This is a genomic window from Ruegeria sp. BB1, assembly GCF_056539465.1.
The window spans coordinates 1,072,082-1,089,493 of sequence record NZ_JBQFVB010000001.1 but is presented as its reverse complement, the minus strand read 5'-3'; the positions used below and the strand labels follow the sequence as shown (position 1 = coordinate 1,089,493).

The 17,412-nt window shown below is 57.8% G+C and carries 24 protein-coding genes and 1 tRNA gene; 11 read left to right on the top strand and 14 right to left on the bottom strand.

Going from position 1 to position 17,412, the window contains the following annotated elements; genetic code table 11:
• Nucleotides 1-77: 77 nt before the first annotated feature.
• Nucleotides 78-1,376, bottom strand: a complete 1,299-nt coding sequence (locus tag ACR0AL_RS05430) for a capsule biosynthesis protein (RefSeq protein ID WP_480662222.1) — start codon at nt 1,374-1,376, stop codon at nt 78-80.
• A 138-nt stretch (nt 1,377-1,514) separates the two neighbouring features.
• Between ACR0AL_RS05430 and ACR0AL_RS05425 the strand changes: the two genes are divergently transcribed.
• The 5 genes from ACR0AL_RS05425 (at nt 1,515) to ACR0AL_RS05405 (ending at nt 4,724) form a co-directional block, all read left to right on the top strand.
• Nucleotides 1,515-2,102 (top strand): riboflavin synthase, encoded by a 588-nt coding sequence (locus ACR0AL_RS05425; protein WP_425080866.1) that lies wholly within the window; start codon nt 1,515-1,517, stop codon nt 2,100-2,102.
• Between the two features lie 102 nt (nt 2,103-2,204).
• On the top strand, nt 2,205-3,326 hold the full coding sequence (gene ribB, locus ACR0AL_RS05420) for a 3,4-dihydroxy-2-butanone-4-phosphate synthase (RefSeq protein WP_425080865.1): 1,122 nt from the start codon (nt 2,205-2,207) through the stop codon (nt 3,324-3,326).
• 2 nt (nt 3,327-3,328) lie between these two features.
• Nucleotides 3,329-3,880: a 6,7-dimethyl-8-ribityllumazine synthase gene (locus ACR0AL_RS05415; protein WP_170513209.1), complete on the top strand. Its 552-nt coding sequence runs from the start codon at nt 3,329-3,331 to the stop codon at nt 3,878-3,880.
• A complete protein-coding gene (gene nusB, locus ACR0AL_RS05410) occupies nt 3,877-4,359 on the top strand; it encodes a transcription antitermination factor NusB (protein WP_480662220.1) in 483 nt (160 codons plus the stop codon). Before ACR0AL_RS05415 ends, nusB begins: the two co-directional genes overlap by 4 nt.
• A gap of 59 nt (nt 4,360-4,418) precedes the next feature.
• The gene (locus tag ACR0AL_RS05405; RefSeq protein ID WP_480662218.1) at nt 4,419-4,724 is read left to right on the top strand and encodes a hypothetical protein; all 306 of its coding nucleotides are present in this window, start codon (nt 4,419-4,421) and stop codon (nt 4,722-4,724) included.
• A 215-nt stretch (nt 4,725-4,939) separates the two neighbouring features.
• Here the strand turns inward: ACR0AL_RS05405 and ACR0AL_RS05400 are convergent, their stop codons facing one another.
• Both ACR0AL_RS05400 and ACR0AL_RS05395 read right to left on the bottom strand, forming a co-directional pair.
• Entirely contained in the window at nt 4,940-5,365 is a 426-nt protein-coding gene (locus ACR0AL_RS05400) for an SRPBCC family protein (RefSeq protein WP_170348267.1), read from the bottom strand.
• Nucleotides 5,362-5,682 carry an ArsR/SmtB family transcription factor gene (locus tag ACR0AL_RS05395; RefSeq protein ID WP_170348268.1) on the bottom strand — a complete coding sequence of 107 codons (321 nt, stop codon included), beginning with the start codon at nt 5,680-5,682 and terminating at the stop codon, nt 5,362-5,364. The genes ACR0AL_RS05400 and ACR0AL_RS05395 overlap by 4 nt, the downstream gene beginning before the upstream one ends.
• Before the next feature lie 115 nt (nt 5,683-5,797).
• Between ACR0AL_RS05395 and ACR0AL_RS05390 the strand changes: the two genes are divergently transcribed.
• Nucleotides 5,798-6,229 (top strand): MmcB family DNA repair protein, encoded by a 432-nt coding sequence (locus tag ACR0AL_RS05390; protein WP_170348269.1) that lies wholly within the window; start codon nt 5,798-5,800, stop codon nt 6,227-6,229.
• A 4-nt stretch (nt 6,230-6,233) separates the two neighbouring features.
• Here ACR0AL_RS05390 and ACR0AL_RS05385 read toward each other — a convergent pair whose 3' ends face one another.
• Nucleotides 6,234-6,422, bottom strand: a complete 189-nt coding sequence (locus ACR0AL_RS05385) for a DUF6324 family protein (protein ID WP_170348270.1) — start codon at nt 6,420-6,422, stop codon at nt 6,234-6,236.
• Between the two features lie 77 nt (nt 6,423-6,499).
• Here ACR0AL_RS05385 and ACR0AL_RS05380 point away from each other — a divergent pair, with 77 nt between their 5' ends.
• Nucleotides 6,500-6,982, top strand: coding sequence for a GNAT family N-acetyltransferase (locus tag ACR0AL_RS05380; RefSeq protein WP_480662216.1), 483 nt, complete (start codon nt 6,500-6,502; stop codon nt 6,980-6,982).
• A gap of 47 nt (nt 6,983-7,029) precedes the next feature.
• Nucleotides 7,030-7,106 (top strand) — tRNA-His (locus ACR0AL_RS05375).
• Nucleotides 7,107-7,210: 104 nt separating this feature from the next.
• Here the strand turns inward: ACR0AL_RS05375 and ACR0AL_RS05370 are convergent.
• The 10 genes from ACR0AL_RS05370 to secG all read right to left on the bottom strand — a co-directional run bounded on the left by ACR0AL_RS05370 (nt 7,211) and on the right by secG (nt 15,445).
• On the bottom strand, nt 7,211-8,017 hold the full coding sequence (locus ACR0AL_RS05370) for an ABC transporter permease (protein ID WP_170348272.1): 807 nt from the start codon (nt 8,015-8,017) through the stop codon (nt 7,211-7,213).
• Nucleotides 8,014-8,901: an ABC transporter permease gene (locus ACR0AL_RS05365; RefSeq protein WP_170349373.1), complete on the bottom strand. Its 888-nt coding sequence runs from the start codon at nt 8,899-8,901 to the stop codon at nt 8,014-8,016. Before ACR0AL_RS05365 ends, ACR0AL_RS05370 begins: the two co-directional genes overlap by 4 nt.
• A gap of 72 nt (nt 8,902-8,973) precedes the next feature.
• A complete protein-coding gene (locus ACR0AL_RS05360; protein ID WP_170348273.1) occupies nt 8,974-9,687 on the bottom strand; it encodes a transporter substrate-binding domain-containing protein in 714 nt (237 codons plus the stop codon).
• A 34-nt stretch (nt 9,688-9,721) separates the two neighbouring features.
• A complete protein-coding gene (locus tag ACR0AL_RS05355; RefSeq protein WP_480646280.1) occupies nt 9,722-10,498 on the bottom strand; it encodes an ABC transporter ATP-binding protein in 777 nt (258 codons plus the stop codon).
• A gap of 137 nt (nt 10,499-10,635) precedes the next feature.
• Nucleotides 10,636-11,376 (bottom strand): phosphate/phosphite/phosphonate ABC transporter substrate-binding protein, encoded by a 741-nt coding sequence (locus tag ACR0AL_RS05350; protein ID WP_480662214.1) that lies wholly within the window; start codon nt 11,374-11,376, stop codon nt 10,636-10,638.
• Complete coding sequence (locus tag ACR0AL_RS05345) at nt 11,373-11,810, bottom strand: tellurite resistance TerB family protein (protein ID WP_170348276.1); 438 nt, start codon at nt 11,808-11,810, stop codon at nt 11,373-11,375. Before ACR0AL_RS05345 ends, ACR0AL_RS05350 begins: the two co-directional genes overlap by 4 nt.
• Before the next feature lie 20 nt (nt 11,811-11,830).
• On the bottom strand, nt 11,831-12,280 hold the full coding sequence (locus tag ACR0AL_RS05340; protein WP_170348277.1) for a tellurite resistance TerB family protein: 450 nt from the start codon (nt 12,278-12,280) through the stop codon (nt 11,831-11,833).
• 121 nt (nt 12,281-12,401) lie between these two features.
• A complete protein-coding gene (locus ACR0AL_RS05335) occupies nt 12,402-13,175 on the bottom strand; it encodes an isocitrate lyase/PEP mutase family protein (protein WP_170548220.1) in 774 nt (257 codons plus the stop codon).
• Nucleotides 13,176-13,276: 101 nt separating this feature from the next.
• Nucleotides 13,277-14,920 carry a CTP synthase gene (locus ACR0AL_RS05330; protein ID WP_170348279.1) on the bottom strand — a complete coding sequence of 548 codons (1,644 nt, stop codon included), beginning with the start codon at nt 14,918-14,920 and terminating at the stop codon, nt 13,277-13,279.
• A gap of 159 nt (nt 14,921-15,079) precedes the next feature.
• Nucleotides 15,080-15,445, bottom strand: coding sequence for a preprotein translocase subunit SecG (secG, locus tag ACR0AL_RS05325; protein ID WP_058280875.1), 366 nt, complete (start codon nt 15,443-15,445; stop codon nt 15,080-15,082).
• Nucleotides 15,446-15,595: 150 nt separating this feature from the next.
• Here secG and nthA point away from each other — a divergent pair, with 150 nt between their 5' ends.
• The 3 genes from nthA to ACR0AL_RS05310 are packed head-to-tail and all read left to right on the top strand — an operon-like array spanning nt 15,596 to nt 17,219.
• Nucleotides 15,596-16,210: a nitrile hydratase subunit alpha gene (gene nthA, locus ACR0AL_RS05320; RefSeq protein WP_170348281.1), complete on the top strand. Its 615-nt coding sequence runs from the start codon at nt 15,596-15,598 to the stop codon at nt 16,208-16,210.
• Complete coding sequence (gene nthB / locus ACR0AL_RS05315) at nt 16,207-16,884, top strand: nitrile hydratase subunit beta (protein WP_480662212.1); 678 nt, start codon at nt 16,207-16,209, stop codon at nt 16,882-16,884. Before nthA ends, nthB begins: the two co-directional genes overlap by 4 nt.
• On the top strand, nt 16,881-17,219 hold the full coding sequence (locus ACR0AL_RS05310; protein WP_170348283.1) for a nitrile hydratase accessory protein: 339 nt from the start codon (nt 16,881-16,883) through the stop codon (nt 17,217-17,219). Before nthB ends, ACR0AL_RS05310 begins: the two co-directional genes overlap by 4 nt.
• Nucleotides 17,220-17,412: the final 193 nt, after the last annotated feature.

Sequence of the window (17,412 nt, the reverse complement as noted above, 5' to 3'; positions counted from 1 at the left end):
GTCGTTTTTGTTATGGTCTTTTGTTGGGCGCAGGCTACCCGGTTCGCGCGATAACTTCTAGCGCCAACCGGCCAGTTTTACTCAACAAGCTTTAACTGTGGCGTCTGCGCCTCTTTGTGGGACAGGACAGATTGATAGGGGTCTGCGGCGTTCAGCATCATATCCGCCACGCCACGCAAAAGCTGCCTGCGGCCCCGGCGGGAATAGAATCCTCCGGGCACCTGACTCGTTTTCAACAAAAACCGGCGATAGGTCTGATAGGCATCCTGATCCGGGGGCATCGGGTCGGCAAAGAACGCCGCCAATGGTTGGCGCGATACGAATTCGGGTTTGTCATAGACCGATTTGCCAAAGATGCGCAGCGGGATGCCACGCCACAAAACCTGCTGCCCGGCAGTAGAATTGATCGTCACGGCAGAACTCGCACCATCCAGAAGCTTGGCGAGCTTGCCGCCGGGCACATAATGCACGCGATCCGCAATTCCATTCGCTTGAGCCAGCGCATACACACGGTGGCGTAGTGGTTCGCGGTGGTTTTCCAGCGGATGTTCTTTCACCACCAACCGATGATGCGCGGGCGCGCCGTTGGCAAAACCATAGATTACATCCGCAAGAAAGTCGGACATGCAGGAATAGTCCGAATGGGATTGAACCGAGCTGTCATGCCCCAGTTGCAGCAGCGCGAGATGGTAAGGGTGACTGCTCCCCAGAACGCGCGCTGTGGCCCAGCGGCGTTGAAGTCGGTGAAACGGCATCAGTGCCAGCCGTTTAAAATACAAGCCAAATTCCTTTGATACAGGTAGGTCGCGATGCCGCCGGAAGTTTCGATAACGTCGGTTCCGAAACAATACAAACCAATGATAGAGCGCCCCATAAAAGATGTGCTGCCGCATATCCCCCCAATGCGAAGGTGGCGGTGGTGTCTGCGCCGTCGACTGATTCAGTGCATGTCGCATCTGATCGACGCCCAAAGACATCAGGCGTGAGTTTCCATTTGAGCCGAACCGCTCATACGTTACCCACCAGGGGCGTAGGTAACCTTCCTCAAACACGTGAACAGTGACGCCGTTGGCTTGGGCAATCTTAACGGCGCTGGCGTGAATTGGGCGCGTGTCGCCGTACAGGACAATATCCGTGATTTCGCGATCTGCGATCAACTCAGACAACCTGTCCGGCCAAAGCTCGGGCGTGTCGAGAAATGGGATGTACGAGGCCTTGTCAAACCAGAACGCCTGATCCCCGGCGTTGAACCCCACGCGCCAAACCTCGGCCCCGGTAGAGCGCAGCATACGCCCGAGCCCGTTGAAAAACGGGCCATGCGGTCCCTGCAAAAACAGGAAAACACGGCGGTTCAGGCCTTTGGCGTCGGGTGACATCACTACTGCTCTTGCCTTTTGTTCAGGAAATTATGCCTGTTTCGACCTTTCCCGGCAAGGTGGGGCTTGCCCGTCACGCCGCTTGCGCTTACCTCGGCTTGGAACACTGGATCAGGTTAAGAGCTGAGGGTTAGCAGAATGTTTACAGGGATCGTAACCGATATCGGCACCGTCACCGAGCTGGATCAGCAAGGCGATCTGCGGGCACGGATCAAAACGGATTACGACACGGCGGGAATTGATATCGGCGCCTCGATCGCCAGTGATGGCGTGTGCCTGACCGTGATCGCGCTGGGCGATGATTGGTATGACGTGCAGATCAGCGCTGAGACGGTTTCGAAAACCAATCTGGACAGTTGGCAGGTCGGTAAGCGCGTCAATCTGGAGCGCGCCCTGAAAGTCGGGGATGAGCTGGGCGGTCATATCGTTTCAGGTCACGTGGACGGTGTGGCCGAGGTGGTCGCCGTGCAGGACGAAGGCGACAGCACGCGCGTCACCCTGCGTGCCCCCAAAGAACTGGCCCGGTTTATCGCGCCAAAAGGTTCGGTTGCATTGAACGGAACCTCGCTGACCGTCAACGATGTGGATGATTGTGATTTCGGCATCAATTTCATCCCCCACACCAAGGAAGTCACAACCTGGGGTTATGTAGGGGTTGGTGACAAGGTGAACCTTGAGATCGACACACTGGCCCGCTACGTCGCGCGCCTGGCCGAAATGTCCTGAAACTACGTCGCGCCGGGATTGCCTGGTGCCGCAAGTGCTCTGGCCTTTGACCGTCTGGTAGTCTATCCACCGGGTCAAACATGCTCTGTGAAAGGCTGCCTCATGAGCTTTGAAACCCCAGGACCCGTCGAAGCCCAGCTGCGCGACGCGATCAGCCCGATCGAAGACATCATCGACGAGGCGCGCAAGGGCCGGATGTATATTCTGGTCGACCACGAGGATCGTGAAAACGAAGGCGATCTGGTGATCCCCGCCGAGTTTGCCGATGCCGACGCGATCAACTTTATGGCCACACATGGGCGCGGGCTGATCTGCCTGCCGATGACGGCCGAACGGGTGGACGCCCTTGAACTGCCGATGATGGCGGTGAACAACTCATCCCGACACGAAACTGCATTCACCGTTTCGATTGAAGCGCGTGAGGGCGTGTCGACCGGCATTTCCGCCGCTGACAGGGCATTGACGGTCGCCACTGCGATTAACGAACAGAACACGATGGCGCATATCGCCACCCCCGGCCACATCTTTCCCCTGCGCGCCAAGCGCGGCGGGGTGCTGGTCCGTGCGGGCCACACCGAGGCCGCCGTGGATATCTCGCGTCTGGCTGGGCTGAACCCTTCGGGTGTGATCTGTGAGATCATGAAGCCTGACGGCACCATGGCGCGTCTGCCTGATCTGGTCGAATTCGCCAAAGAACATGACATGAAGATCGGCACGATCAGCGACCTGATTGCGTATCGGTCTCGCAATGACAATCTGGTGGTCGAAACATCGCGCGAGACTGTTATCTCGGAATATGGCGGAGAGTGGGAGCTGCGTATTTTCACCGATCAGACCCACGGCATCGAACATGTCGTCATGATCAAAGGTGACATCACCACACCCGACCCGGTGCTGACCCGCACACACGCCCTGCACGAAGCACCCGATATTCTGGGTCTGGGCCCGAAATCCTCTCGCGAACTACCGCGGGCAATGGAAAAGATCGCCGAAGAGGGCCGCGGCGTGGTGTGCCTGTTCCGTCAGCCGCGCAACTCGCTCTACGCGGTCGAGGACGAAGGCCCGCGCACCATCAAGCAAACCGGCCTGGGCGCGCAAATCCTGTCCAAGATGGGTATCCAGGAGTTGGTACTTCTGACAGATTCGCCGGAAACCGTATACCTGGGGCTCGACGCTTTTGGCCTGTCCATCGTCGGCACCCGCTCAATCCTTAAGGATGACTGATCGTGGCTGAACAAGACAAACACGGCGTCCTGCCGACACCAACCTTTGACAAACCGGCGAAACTGCTGATTGTGGTCGCCCCGTTCTATCGCGCCATCGCCGACAATCTGGTAGCCGGTGCAAAAGCCGAGATCGAAGCGGCTGGTGGTACTTATGACGTGGTCGAAGTACCCGGCGCGTTGGAAATCCCGACCGCCATCGCTATGGCGGACCGTCAGTGTAATTTCGACGGTTACGTCGCGCTGGGCTGCGTCATTCGTGGCGAGACCACGCATTATGAAACGGTGTGCAATGACTCCAGTCGCGCCATCCAACTGATGGGTTTGCAAGGTCTGCTCATCGGCAATGGTATTCTGACGGTGGAAAATGACGATCAGGCCGAAGTCCGCGCAAATCCAGAAAAGATGAATAAAGGTGGTGGGGCAGCCGCTGCGGCCTTGCATCTGATCGCGCTCAGCCGTAAGTGGGGCGCCTCACAAAAGGGCGTTGGCTTCAAGCCCCCGTCCGAGTCCATCCTTGTGGCGGGCGACAGCAATGGACCCACGACAGCATGACCCAGACAGACGCGCCGAAACCGGCCAACCAGAAACGCCTAATGAAATCCGCCGCCCGGCTTTATTCCGTGCAGGCTCTGTTCCAGATGGAGCAGTCGGGTCAGACGACCGAACAGGTTGTGAATGAGTTTCTGGATCACCGGTTCGGCGCTGTCTATGAGGGCGAAGAGATGTTGGACGGCGATATCCGCGTGTTCCGCAAACTGGTCGAGGACGCCGTGAACTATCAGGCGCCCATTGACCAGATGACCGACCGCGCGTTGGTCGCCAAATGGCCCATTGCGCGCATCGACCCGACATTGCGCGCCACGTTCCGTGCCGCCGGGGCGGAGCTGACTCAGGGCGACACTCCGCCCAAAGTCGTCATTACCGAGTTCGTCGATGTAGCCCGTGCCTTTTTCCCGGAAGGCAAAGAGCCAAAATTCGTCAACGCCGTGCTGGATCACATGGCGCGCGAGGCCCAGCCCGAGGCGTTCTGACGCCTTTACCATGGTCCGACACGCGCTAAACTGACTCTACAAGCGCAATGAGGTCCGCCATGCCCAAACTGATCCGATTGTACATCACTCAGGTTATCTGGGGATTTGTCATCTCGGCCATCTTTGTCGGGGTGCTGTTGGCGCTTAACGTGGCCAATTTGCGCGGTTTAATTGGCGGATCGGATATCGGTCTGATGGCGCTGTTCATGATCTGGTTCATGAACGGCATTGTTTTCGCAGGTGTTCAATTTGCCTATTCCATCATGAGCATGGCAGAGAAACCGGGTGGTCCGCGTCGTGGCTCACCCGTCGTACACAGCTTTGAACCTGTTGCAGTTCAACAGAACGCGCCTGCGCCGAAGTAATTTTGTTCAGAAAAATGTGGCGGGACCGCCAGTCAACCGTGCGGTGTGATTCCCGAGGACCTGTATGTACAGGTGGGCGCCAGGTAATCAGGCCAGGACCTGAACAGAGCCAGCCCCCTCGGAATTGCTTAAGGCCACCAGAATGCTACCTATCACAAGAAGGGCAGAACCCGCCACGCGCCTAAGTAGGGGTTGCGGCGGGTTTGCACAAGGGGTCAGGCATCGACTGTTTCGTGCAGGGCGGTGCGCATTTTGACGAAATGCTCATCCCAGCCGCTATCGAGCGACAGGATCAGACCAAAGGCTTCGGCACTCTGAGGCAGCCCTTCGTGTTGCAACGCAAGCCGTGTGCCGCCCGAAACGGGTTCGAGCGTCCATTTCACCACGCTGACGGCGTCCCCCATGGGTTTGACGGTGAATGTGTATTCCAGGTATTCAGGTGGGCGTGCAACGCGCACTTCTCCCCAGATCAACAGATCACCACTGGTTGTTCCGAACATCTCAAGCTTTTGTCCGGCGGCCAGCGGGCGTTCGGGTTTGTGAAACCATTCGGCCAGACGGTCGGGGTCCGTCAAATAGGCCCAGACGGTTGTGGGCTCGGCCCGTAGAAAGATCGTTTTTTGCAGAACGGTATGTGTCATGTGTCTTTCCTTTCAATGGCTTCTTTCAGTTTGTTCAGGCGGTCGTCCCAGAACTGGTCGAAATAGCTGAACCAGTCGAGAACAGGGGCCATCCCCATTGGTTCCAGTCGGTTGATACGTTCCCGCCCGCGTGTCTCGACCGAGATCAGACCGCCATCCGACAAGACAGTCAGATGCTTTTTGACGGCGGCGCGGGTCATGTCGAACCGTTCGGTCAATTGAGCGATGGTCATGTCCTGCGCGGCGAGCATCTGAACGATGTCCCTGCGGGTAGGGTCGGCCAGCGCACGAAATGCGTTTTGGGTTTGAGGCTGCATGTGCTTCACCATTCGTAATACCTTTTGGTATCACATTTAATGCAGTACCAAATGGTATTGTGTCAAGCCTGAAGTGGTTCTTGATTTTTGTTCACGAATTGTTCACATTTCTAAAATGACACTCGATCTGCAACCCGGACAAAAGCTGGCCCGCGGCGTGGCCCGCCATTTGTCGGCGCATGGTTTTGTTTCAGTTGAAGAATTCGTACCGATGCGTGGGCTGCGCGTCGATGTTATGGGGCTGGGCCCTAAGGGCGAGCTTTGGGTGATCGAATGTAAATCCAGTCGGGCGGATTATCAGTCCGATTCCAAATGGCAGGGCTATCTGGAGTGGTGTGATCGATTCTTCTGGGCCGTCGATATCGACTTTCCAACCGATCTGCTTCCTGCGGAAACCGGTCTGATCATCGCCGACGCTTATGACGCCGAGATTGTGCGCATGGCGCCGGAAGACAAGGTTGCACCGGCGCGGCGCAAGAAGATGATCCAGAAATTCGCAACCGACGCGGCGCGCAGGTTGCAAGCGCTACGTGATCCCAGGATTTAAGCGATTAGCTTTGGACAGCGCGGGCGGCCTGAGCAGCAGCGCGAATTTCATCCGCGATTTCCTCGGCCTCTTCGGGGTCGAAATCCATTGGGATTTCGATGTTGTCTGCCTCGATGAATAGCCGCACCATGCCGTGATCAGTGGGCCCGATCTGCAGGTTTGCCTGAATGTCGCGTTCGGTATTGATGCCCATGTTCGCCTCCGGGACTAGGCGTTCGTGCTAACGCGCAAAGGGTTGAGAATCAAGCTGCCTTTGCGGTCTGATGAGGTATGGAGAATATTCAGATCAGACCCTTTCGCGCCACTGATGCACCCTGGCTAGTAGAGCAGCACGGCCGGTATTATGCGCGCGACGAGGGGTTTGATTCCTCGTTCGGCGCTTTGGTGCAGAGCATTCTGGAGGATTTTGTGGCCAGCCATGATCCGACGTGTGAACGCGGCTGGATAGCGGAAAGCGACGGCCAAAGACTTGGCAGCATATTCTGCGTCGCATTGGACGAACAAACTGCAAAACTACGGCTCTTTCTGTTGCTGCCCGAAGCACGGGGGAGGGGGTTGGGAAAGCGCATGCTGGACACCTGTATGGGCTATGCGCGTGGTGCAGGGTACGCGGAAATGCGGCTTTGGACCCACGAAAGCCACAGGGCGGCCTGTACGCTGTATCGTGCGAATGGATGGCAGTTGCTGGACAGTAAGCCAGTGCATTCCTTTGGTGTCGATCTTGTCGAACAAAGCTGGAAAATTCGGCTTTAATCCTCTTGCATTCCTTGGATGCGTTCGGTACATCGCCCCTCACGAGTGCCGCCTTAGCTCAGTTGGTTAGAGCGCTGGATTGTGGATCCAGAGGTCCCCTGTTCAAGCCAGGGAGGCGGTACCATCTCCCTCAATATAGTCTGAAAAAAACGTGCAAAATGTGCTGCTTGGAGCAGTGACTGTTTTTGCTGTAGTTGTTGGCAGTTTTGACGGCTGGCGCGCCTGTGATTAGCGCGCCAGGTTCAGTTTCAGCTTCATTTTGCTCCGCTTTTCTGCGGGCAAATGTCGGTTCAAGTGCTTATTCACGCGGCCAAAGCTCCAGATGACCACGAGGGTCAGCAGGATAAAGTAGAAGGCCAGAATCGGGTAGGGGATGAACGGGTTGAATGTTTTGTCCGCAAAATAGCCCGCGTAGTACAGCGCATCGCCACGTTGCTGCCAGACCGGGAAGGCCGAGAAGAACACCAGCGTAGTGGCATGGAACAGGAAGATCGCCTCGTTCGTATAGGCAGGCCAGGCCAGCCGCAGCATGGTTGGCCACACGATGCGGCGGAACCGTGCCCAGCCTGTCATGCCATAGGCATCAGCAGCCTCGATATCACCCTTGGGGATCGACCGCAGCGCGCCATAGAAGATCTCGCCGGAATAAGCGGCGGTGTTGAAGAACAGCACGATCAGCGCGCCAAGCCAGGCCGAGGTGAGCGCGTCGAGGAACGGATAGCTCTGCTTCAGCGACAGGAAGAAGAAATAGGCGAAGAAGAACTGGATAAACAGCGGTGAGCCTCGGAACAAGAAGATGAACCACTCTGCCGGTTTGCGCAGCCACTTATTCGTGGAAGCCTTGCCCATGGCAAGCGCGGTGGCCAGAAAGAACCCGGTCACCAGCGCCATGATCCCGAAATAGATGTTCCAGATCATGCCCGAGCCGATCAGGGTAAACTGTTCGCACAGGGTAAAATCGTTTCGTGGCAACAGACGTTCGCCAATCCCGATCGAGCGCAGGCCGTAATCCTGGATCGTTTGCAAGCAGCTCATGCGGTGGTCTCCTTGCGCAGCAGCTCTCCGCCCGAGGTCGCCTGACCGTGGGACAGGCGGCGCATCAGCCGTTCAAGACCGATTTCCGAGACTCGGGTCATGCCCAGGTAGAACACCAGAAGGGCTAGGAAGTACCACATGCGCCAGTCGCCATGCGGGTATTGGGTGAATTTCGGGTTCTTGTACCCACCCAGCTCGCGCGCCCAATAGACGATATCTTCGATGCCCAGCAGGAACAGCAGCGGTGTAGCCTTGATCAGTACCATCCATAGGTTTGACAGGCCGGGCAGGGCGTATACCCACATCTGCGGCACGAGAATACGCCAAAAAGTCTGGCGGCGGGTCATGCCATAGGCCTCGGCCGTTTCCAGCTGAGCACGTGGGACAGCGCGCATACCGCCAAATAGTACGTTGGCGGCAAAGGCGCCGAAAACGATTGAGAATGTGATGACGGCCAGAAAGAAGCCGTAAGTTTCGTGTACCCATTCGGGGGCAGTGCCAAGCGGCAGCTTGGCGGCCTGACAGACGATAAAGTCATTGCCCTGTCGGATCGGATCAGTCCATTCCGGGCACAATATTTGATGACGAGTCCATTCGAACGCCTGATCCAGTGCGATCACGAAGAACATGAAGAAGGCAATATCCGGCACACCGCGCACGACGGCGATATAACCTTTGCCCAGCAGGCTGAGCGGCAAGAAATGCGACCGAGCCGCCATAGCGCCCAAAAAACCAAAACCCAGCGCGACCGGCGCCGTAATGGCCAGCAACAGCAAGACCTTGAAGAAGGACAGGTAGAACACCCAATGCACACCGTTGGTCAGATAACACGAGAACCAGCGGAACGTGCCGAGTGTTTCGGGATCAGTGCAGAACGAGAAAATGGCGGGCCTCTTTGACTGGCAAGGGCGCATGGGCGGCGCGCCCAAAGATCAGGCGCGCCGCTGAATGTAAGATCAGAAGGTCGAGGACACTTCCCACTTGGTGATCAGCTCGTTCAGGCTGCCGTCGTCCTTCATGGACTGGATGGCGGTGTTGAACTTTTCTTTCAACTCACCGTCGGATTCACGGATACCCATGCCGACGCCACCGCCCAGCGGAACTTCGTCGCCAACAAAGACTAGACCCGAGCCATCTTCGGTGAAAGGCACCAGGAAGGATTTGTCTGCCAGAACTGCATCCGCTTCACCACCGCGTACGGCGGCAATGGTTTCTTCCGGGCTTGCGAACTCAACCAGAGTTGCGCCGGAATCAGCAACGTAACCGGCCTGAATAGTACCGGTCTGCGCCGCGATCACGCCGCCTGCCAGATCAACGCCATCGGACATGGCGATATAGGCCGACGGATCCGGCGGGGTGTAGTTGTGGGTGAAGTCGATGACTTCGTCACGTTCGTCGGTGATCGACATACCTGCGATGATCGCGTCGTAGTTGCCCGACACCAGGTTCGGAATGATCGAATCCCAATCGTTCTTGACCCATTCGCATTCCAGGTCGGCACGCTTGCACAGCTCATCGCCCAGCTCACGCTCGAACCCGTCGATCTCGCCCGCGTCATTGACGAAATTCCACGGTGCATAGGCACCCTCGGTGCCCAGGCGGATGGTGTCTGCCATGGCCATACCAGCGCCAAGCGCCAGTGCTGCAGTAGTCAGAATCAGTTTTTTCATTGGATACTCCCCAGTTTTGTTTTCTGTCCTGAAGTTAAGCCGCCTGAGTGGCGGATAGAAAGCCCCGAAGCCGTTCGGATTCGGGGGACGTAAAGACATCTTCTGGCAGGCCCTCTTCTTCGATCAGGCCCTGATGCAGGAACACGACGTGGCTTGAGATGTCGGCCGCCATTTTCATGTCGTGGGTCACGATGATCATGGTGCGCCCTTCGGCGGCCAAATCCTTGATCACCTTGATCACTTCCTGTTCCAGTTCCGGGTCCAGTGCCGAAGTGGGTTCGTCGAACAACAGCGCCTCGGGCTCCATACACAGGCCGCGGGCGATGGCTGCGCGCTGTTGCTGACCGCCCGAAAGCTGCGCCGGGTAGACATCGCACTTATCGCCAATGCCAACCTTCGCCAGGTATTTTCGGGCGCTATCCTCGACCTCTTTCGGGTCGCGGCCCAGAACGGTTACCGGGGCCTCCATCACGTTTTGCAGGATGGTCATATGAGCCCACAGGTTAAACTGTTGAAACACCATCGACAGGTTGGTGCGGATGCGCATCACCTGTTTTGGGTCGGCGGGGCGGCGATGGTGAAGGTCACCGGCCCAGCGTACGGGTTCACCCTTGAACAGAATCTCGCCCTGCTGGCTGTCTTCCAAAAGGTTACAGCAGCGTAACAGTGTGGATTTGCCGGACCCGGACGATCCGATAAGCGAAACCACATCCCCGCGTCTTGCCGTAATATCGACCCCTTTCAGCACCTCGAGATGGCCGAAACTTTTGTGGAGGTTTTTGATTTCGATAACGGGAGTGGAATCTGTCACGGGTGGCCCATGTGTTGTCGGTGTTGGTGCGGTAATAGGGCGCAAAAATCGGGGCAATGCAATGCGCAATTGACATCATCGGGTGCTGAAACCGTCAAATTGACCAAACGTACTAACCAAAATGATCACCGATTGGGTCAGATGGCACAATCTCGGACCGGATTGGGGACTGACAAATAGTTCTCGGCAGGGATGGTGATCAGGCCGCGGAGATGCAGCAGGTCGCGATCTTGTGGGTTCAGGTCATCAATTGCTGCGCGAACAGCGCGGGCGATACCTGGTGCATCCTGCCCGATGGCCGTGATATAGGGTAGGGCGGGCGTCGGCGGCGTCGTTCCAACCTCGCGTAGGGACGCGTCAAGGTCGGAATGCGTCTTGAGCAATTCCCAGGTCAATGCATCCAACGCCGCGTAGTCAGCCTGGCCATCGGCCACAGCGTCGGCAGAAAGCGCATGCCCACCAGTTTCAAGTATGGTTTTGGGGCACAGGTTGAGCGCCTCTAGATGAACCATTGGCGCAGCCCACCCCGATTGTGACAGGCCCTCGTTATAGGCAAACGTGCCGTTCGAAAGTCCGTGCAGATCGCGCGGATCATTTTTTCGGGCCACAAAAACGGAGTGATAATAACCGGGCGGGCACCCCTCAAGCCCATAGTCCGGGGTGCCGACCAGCTGTACGTTGCCATGTAGGCGGGTGCGGTAAGGCATGCCGCAGGTCTGCGCAAAGGTCAGGTCGGGGTGTTGCCAGACATCCCAGAAATCGGTGTCTCGCGTTAGCTGATCCGGGCCAAAGCCCAGGTGATCGCGAATCAACGCCCATAACCGATCATTCGCAGGCTGTAATGCGAGCATGTCATACATGCCCAGCATCGCGATCACGACTTGGCGGCCTTTTGACGTGCCAGGGCGGAATCTACGTCACTGACGCCCAGCAGGCTGACCACCAGCCGCAACAGCGAATCCTCTTCGCCCGAGCGCTGTCCGTCGGCCAAAGCGACGGACCACATCGCCTGCACCACGGCCAGACGGTCGTCATAGGCCACGGCCTCTTTGATCGCGCGGGTGAAACGGACCGTGTCGGGGGCCTCAGACTCTAGGTCTTCGGCCCGGGCGCGCAGGGCGGCGGCCTCGAACGGGGACAGGCCATAACGTTCGGCTGAAATCTTGTCGATTCGGGCCATCTCGGTATCGGCATAGTCGTTGTCGGATCTGGCGATGCGCACCAGCAGGGCCGTCAAGGCCAGACGGGCATCATCATCGGCAAGCGGGTCGGGGGCGGGCTGTGTCAGCCGGGACAGGAAATCACTAAACATGGGTTAGATATAGATGGGGCTTAATGCTCTTCCAAGCTTCTTTGAACACGCTCGCGGGCGGTCTGGCTGTCATTGAAGCTAAGGCCCATGGCGATGCGTGCCTCTTCCACGATCTTAATCTCACCTTCGTCTGTATCGCCATCGGCCAGAACGACCTCCCACAGGGCGTCCAACGCGGCAAGGCGTTCGTGAAGGTCGGTGGTTTCGCGGATCAGCTTGCCGAATGTGTCCGTCTCAGGTGCGGCGGCGTGCAGCTTTTCGCAGGTCGCGCGAACCTTGGCAGCTTCGATCGCATTGTGTTGATAGAGCCGCGCAAGGATGCGGTCGATCAGGCTGATTTCCTCAAGCTTATAGTCACGATCCGCCTGCGCCACACGCACCATAAGCGCACCCAGAGCCAGCTCGGCATCCGGGTCGGGCAGTTTATCGTGCTGCGGTGGGCGAAAAGCCTGAAAGAACTTCTTCAACATGCGCTCAGGTTATTCCATATTTTGTGGGCCGCCAAGCACAGACCACCCGTCATAGGCAGAATGGTCGCAAGACTGTCGGATTTGGCAGGAACACGCTGAGCGCGATCCACCTGCGGATGGATCAACCCGCCTGAAGCGCCTGTTTTGCCTGCTCTTGCAGCCAGCCCAGCATCTGCCGATAGGGGACAGGGCCATAGCTGACCCGCGCCACGCCCAGTGACGCCAGAGTGGCCGTATCGGGGGTGCCGGGAAGGGCAATAATGTTGACGGGCAACTCGGTCGATTCGCAGAGCCGAGCGATCAGCCCTTCGTCTTTGAGACCCGGCGCAAAGAACCCGCTGGCCCCGGCATCGGCATAGGCCTTGGCCCGTGCGATCGCATCGTCCAGCATCGAATTATCATGAGTGTCGGGCTTGGCTTTCAAGAAGATATCCGTGCGGGCATTGATGAAGGCCGGGATGCCAGCAGCATCGCAGCCTTCGCGCATTGCCTGGACGCGTGCTTCCTGCGTTTCGATGTCGTAGAGGTCGCTGGTGCCAACGATTTGGTCTTCAAAGTTAAAGCCGATGACACCGGTCTGCAGCGCAAGTTGAACATTGGCGGCGACGCTTAGCACATCCTCAGCATAGGCGCCTTCGAAATCCAGCGTCACGGGAAGATCCACCGCGGCAACGATCCGGCGTGCATTGTCCAGGGCAGCATCCAGTGAGATTTTCTGCCCGTCCCCGAACCCTTGCGCCATCGCAACCGGCGCGCTGCCAGTCGCAATTGCCTTGGCCCCCGCATCGCGGACAGCCCCGGCGCTGCCCGCATCCCAGATGTTGTACAGGATGACCGGCTCGCCCTTTTTGTGTAGGGCGGCGAATTCTTCTGCTTGGGTAATCTGGTTGGTCATGCCGGTCTCCTGTCGCTGCTATGGCGGCAGTTAACCGTGCAAATAGTCGGCGCGTAAAGATGTTTCGCGCCGACCAACACAATACAGTGATTTGTCCGAGGTCAAACCAGCCGCGAACTGTCCTTGGCTGCGCGCACAAAGTCGCGGAACAAGGGGTGCGGGTCAAACGGTTTGGATTTCAGTTCGGGGTGATATTGCACGCCGATGAACCAAGGGTGATCTGACCATTCAACGATCTCGGGCAAACGTCCGTCCGGTGACATGCCCGAAAAGTTCAGGCCCGCCTTTTCCAGCTTTTCGCGGTATTTGATGTCCACTTCGTAACGGTGGCGGTGGCGTTCTTCGATATTGGTGCCACCGTACACCTCGGCCACTTTCGAGCCCTCGGCCAGTACCGCGTCATAGGCGCCCAAACGCATGGTGCCGCCTTTATCGTCGCCGACTTTACGTTCGACTTTGTGATTGCCCTGCACCCATTCTTTCAGGTGATAAACTACCGGCTCGAAACGCTTTTTCCCGGCCTCGTGGTCGAATTCCTCGGACCCGGCTTCGGTGATCCCCGCCGCATTTCGCGCAGCCTCGATCACGGCCATCTGCATGCCCAGACAGATGCCCAGATACGGCACTTTGTGTTCGCGCGCATATTGCGCCGCTTTGATTTTGCCTTCGGTACCGCGTTCACCAAATCCGCCTGGCACAAGGATTGCGTGGAAGCCTTCCAGATGGGGGGCGGCGTCTTCTGTATCGAAAACTTCGGCATCCACCCATTCGACCTTGACCTTGACCCGGTTGGCCATGCCGCCGTGGGTCAGTGCCTCGGCAATCGACTTATAGGCGTCTTCCAGTTGAGTGTATTTACCCACGATGGCAACCTTAACTTCGCCTTCGGCGTTGTGGATGCGGTCGCTGACGTCTTCCCACTTGGTCAGATCGGGTTTAGGGGCCGGGCTGATCTGGAACGCGTCCAGTACGGCCTGATCCAAACCTTCGCGGTGATAAGCCAGCGGGGCGTCATAGATAGTCGAAAGGTCCTGCGCCGCAATTACGCTGTCGGGGCGCACGTTGCAGAACAAGGCCAGCTTTTCACGTTCCTTGGTCGGGATCGGGCCCTCGGACCGGCAGACCAGAATATCGGGTGCCAAACCGATCGAGCGCAGTTCCTTGACTGAGTGCTGCGTCGGTTTGGTTTTCAACTCGCCAGACGCCTTGATGTAGGGCAGCAAGGTCAGGTGCATGAACAGGCACTGACCACGGGGCTTGTCCTGGCTAAACTGACGGATGGCTTCAAAAAAGGGCAGACCCTCGATATCGCCGACGGTGCCACCGATTTCACACAGCATGAAATCAACTTCATCCTCGCCGATAGCGATGAAATCCTTGATCTCGTTAGTCACGTGGGGGATCACCTGAATGGTCTTGCCAAGGTAGTCGCCGCGACGTTCCTTTTCCAGCACGTTGGAATAAATCCGGCCCGAGCTGACCGAGTCGGTTTTGCGGGCCGCCACGCCAGTGAAACGCTCATAGTGGCCCAGGTCCAGATCAGTCTCAGCCCCGTCATCAGTGACGAATACTTCGCCATGTTCGAAGGGCGACATCGTGCCAGGGTCAACGTTCAGATAGGGGTCCAACTTGCGTAAACGCACCGAGTATCCCCGGGCTTGCAACAGGGCACCCAGAGCCGCCGAAGCCAGCCCTTTGCCCAAGGACGAAACCACACCACCAGTGATGAAAATAAAACGCGCCATGTTTTTCGGCTGCTCCCGTGAGACGTCAAAATCAGCTGCCCGACGGTTCCGAAAAACCGCTGCATCACGGGACTTCACGTATAAAGGATTCGCGCCAATAGCGCAAGAGAACCGCAAGATGCTGTTGCAGCTCTCTTTCAGATTTCTAGGTTTTGTGGATCAGTTGGCCTGAGGAATCAGAGGCGCGTTGTCGCCCTGCGCCGGGGGCAGCAGATCATCCGCCGATGGAACCGCCGGGGTGCTTTCTTCAGTTGCCGCAGGTGCCGGAACGCCCAAACGGTCGATAACCGAGCTGCCCGAAGACTTCTGAGCCGCCAAAATGGTCAGCGTGATCGAGGTCACGATAAAGCAGGCTGCCAGAATCCAGGTCACCTTGCCCAAAGCGGTCGCTGCCGCGCGACCTGTCATGGCGCCACCGCCACCACCGCCCATACCAAGGCCACCGCCTTCGGACCGCTGCATCAGAACAACGGCAATCAGGCCCAGGGCCAAGAGGAGGTGGATGATGAGAACGACGTTTTCCATGGTGTTCCTGTACAGCGTGGCGTGTATCGCGTGGTACTTATGCAAGTTTGCCTTCGGGGGCAAGGGATGAGTTGGCATCACGAACGGTGATATTCCAGATCACAGCAAAGGGACTGGACAGGCGGATGATACGTAACGCAGGCTGCGGCCATGCCTCATGACGATCACGACCACCCGCACGCCCTGTTGCCGCCCGATCCCGCGCTTCGAGTTAAAGCGCTTGAGACGATTCTGACCCGTAAGGGTCTGATCGACCCGGCGGCGCTGGATGAGATTATCGACACGTATCAAAACAAGATCGGTCCACAGAACGGCGCGCGCGTTGTCGCCAAGGCGTGGGGCGATTCTGCGTTCAAGCAAGCCCTGCTTGCAGACGCGACGTCTGTTGTCGCTGATCTTGGGTTTTACGGGCGGCAGGGCGAACATATCGTAGTGGTCGAGAATACGCCGGAACAGCACAACATGGTCGTTTGTACCCTATGCAGCTGCTACCCGTGGCCTTTGCTGGGTATTCCACCGGGTTGGTACAAGTCCGACGCCTACCGCGCTCGAGCGGTACGTGAGCCGCGCAAAGTCTTGGCCGAATTCGGTGTCGAATTGACGCCAGAATCATCCGTGCGGGTATGGGATTCGACCGCAGAGATTCGCTACCTCGTGCTTCCCATGCGCCCGGAAGGCACAGAAGGGCTGGGAGAAGAGGACCTTGCTGCGCTTGTTACCCGTGACAGCATGATTGGCACGGGCCTGCCTAAGGTGCCGTCATGACCCGTGTTCACGATATGGGTGGTCGGTTTGGGGACGGTCCGGTTACGCCCGAGGCCGAAGGCGCCCCGGTCTTTGCCGAGGACTGGCATGGTCGTGCCTTGGCCGTGACCCTGGCGGCCGGGTTTCTGGGGCAATGGAATATTGATGTCTCGCGCCACGCGCGCGAAACGCTGTCGCCCAAGGACTACGCACGGTTCTCTTACTATGAAAAGTGGATATCCGGTCTGGCCGACCTGCTGGTCGAAAAGGGGGTGCTGACCTTGGATGATTTGTCGGGCGCAGGCACCGACGACCCACACCCGTTGGCAGCCCGTGTTCTGAAAGCCGGGACCGTCTCGGGAGCCTTGGCCAAAGGCGGGCCAGCAGACCGGGCTTCGGACGTGCCGATACAGTTTGAAGTCGGGCAGAATGTCCGAACTGTGGATCCGGCAGCCAATCGTCTAGTGAGTGGCGGCCATACGCGACTGCCAATCTATGCATCGGGTGCAAATGGCCGAATTTTGCGGCTGCACGGTACGCATGTGTTGCCAGATTCAAATGCACATGGTTTGGGCGAGGCGCCAGAACCCCTTTATGCGGTGGCATTTGCCGCGTCCGAGTTGTGGGCTGACCCGGAGCATCCCAAAGACGAGGTCGTTCTGGACTTGTGGCAAAGCTATCTGGAGCCCGTATGAGCACCTGTACCACCCATTCCGCACCAGAGCCGGTTTTTGCCGAACCCTGGCATGCGCAGGTCTTCGCCCTGACAGTTGCATTGAACGAAGCTGGACAATTCGAGTGGTCAGATTGGGCCGATCGATTTTCGCATACTTTGAAATTGCACGGGTTGGACAAGGAACTGGATGGCGGGAATGATTATTTTCACGCGTGGCTGGAGAACTTGGAGCAATTGTTGGTCGAACAAGGTTCGACGTTACCAGGTGACATTCAACGCATGAGAAATGCTTGGGAAGAGGCTTATTTGACGACGCCACACGGTCAACCGGTGCATTTGGCGGCAGGCGAATAGGAGGGGCGCTGCCCCCGCCGCCTGTTCTGGGCGACTCCTCCAAGATATTTGAGGCCGGATGAACAGGGGAGCCATACTTTATCTGGCCGAAACTATCCCCGCCGGAGGCACCGCACATTGCGCGGTTCTGAACTGCGGCGAATTACCGGTTTCCCTGCCGCTTTGACCCCGCTATATGAGCCGAGTTTGATAA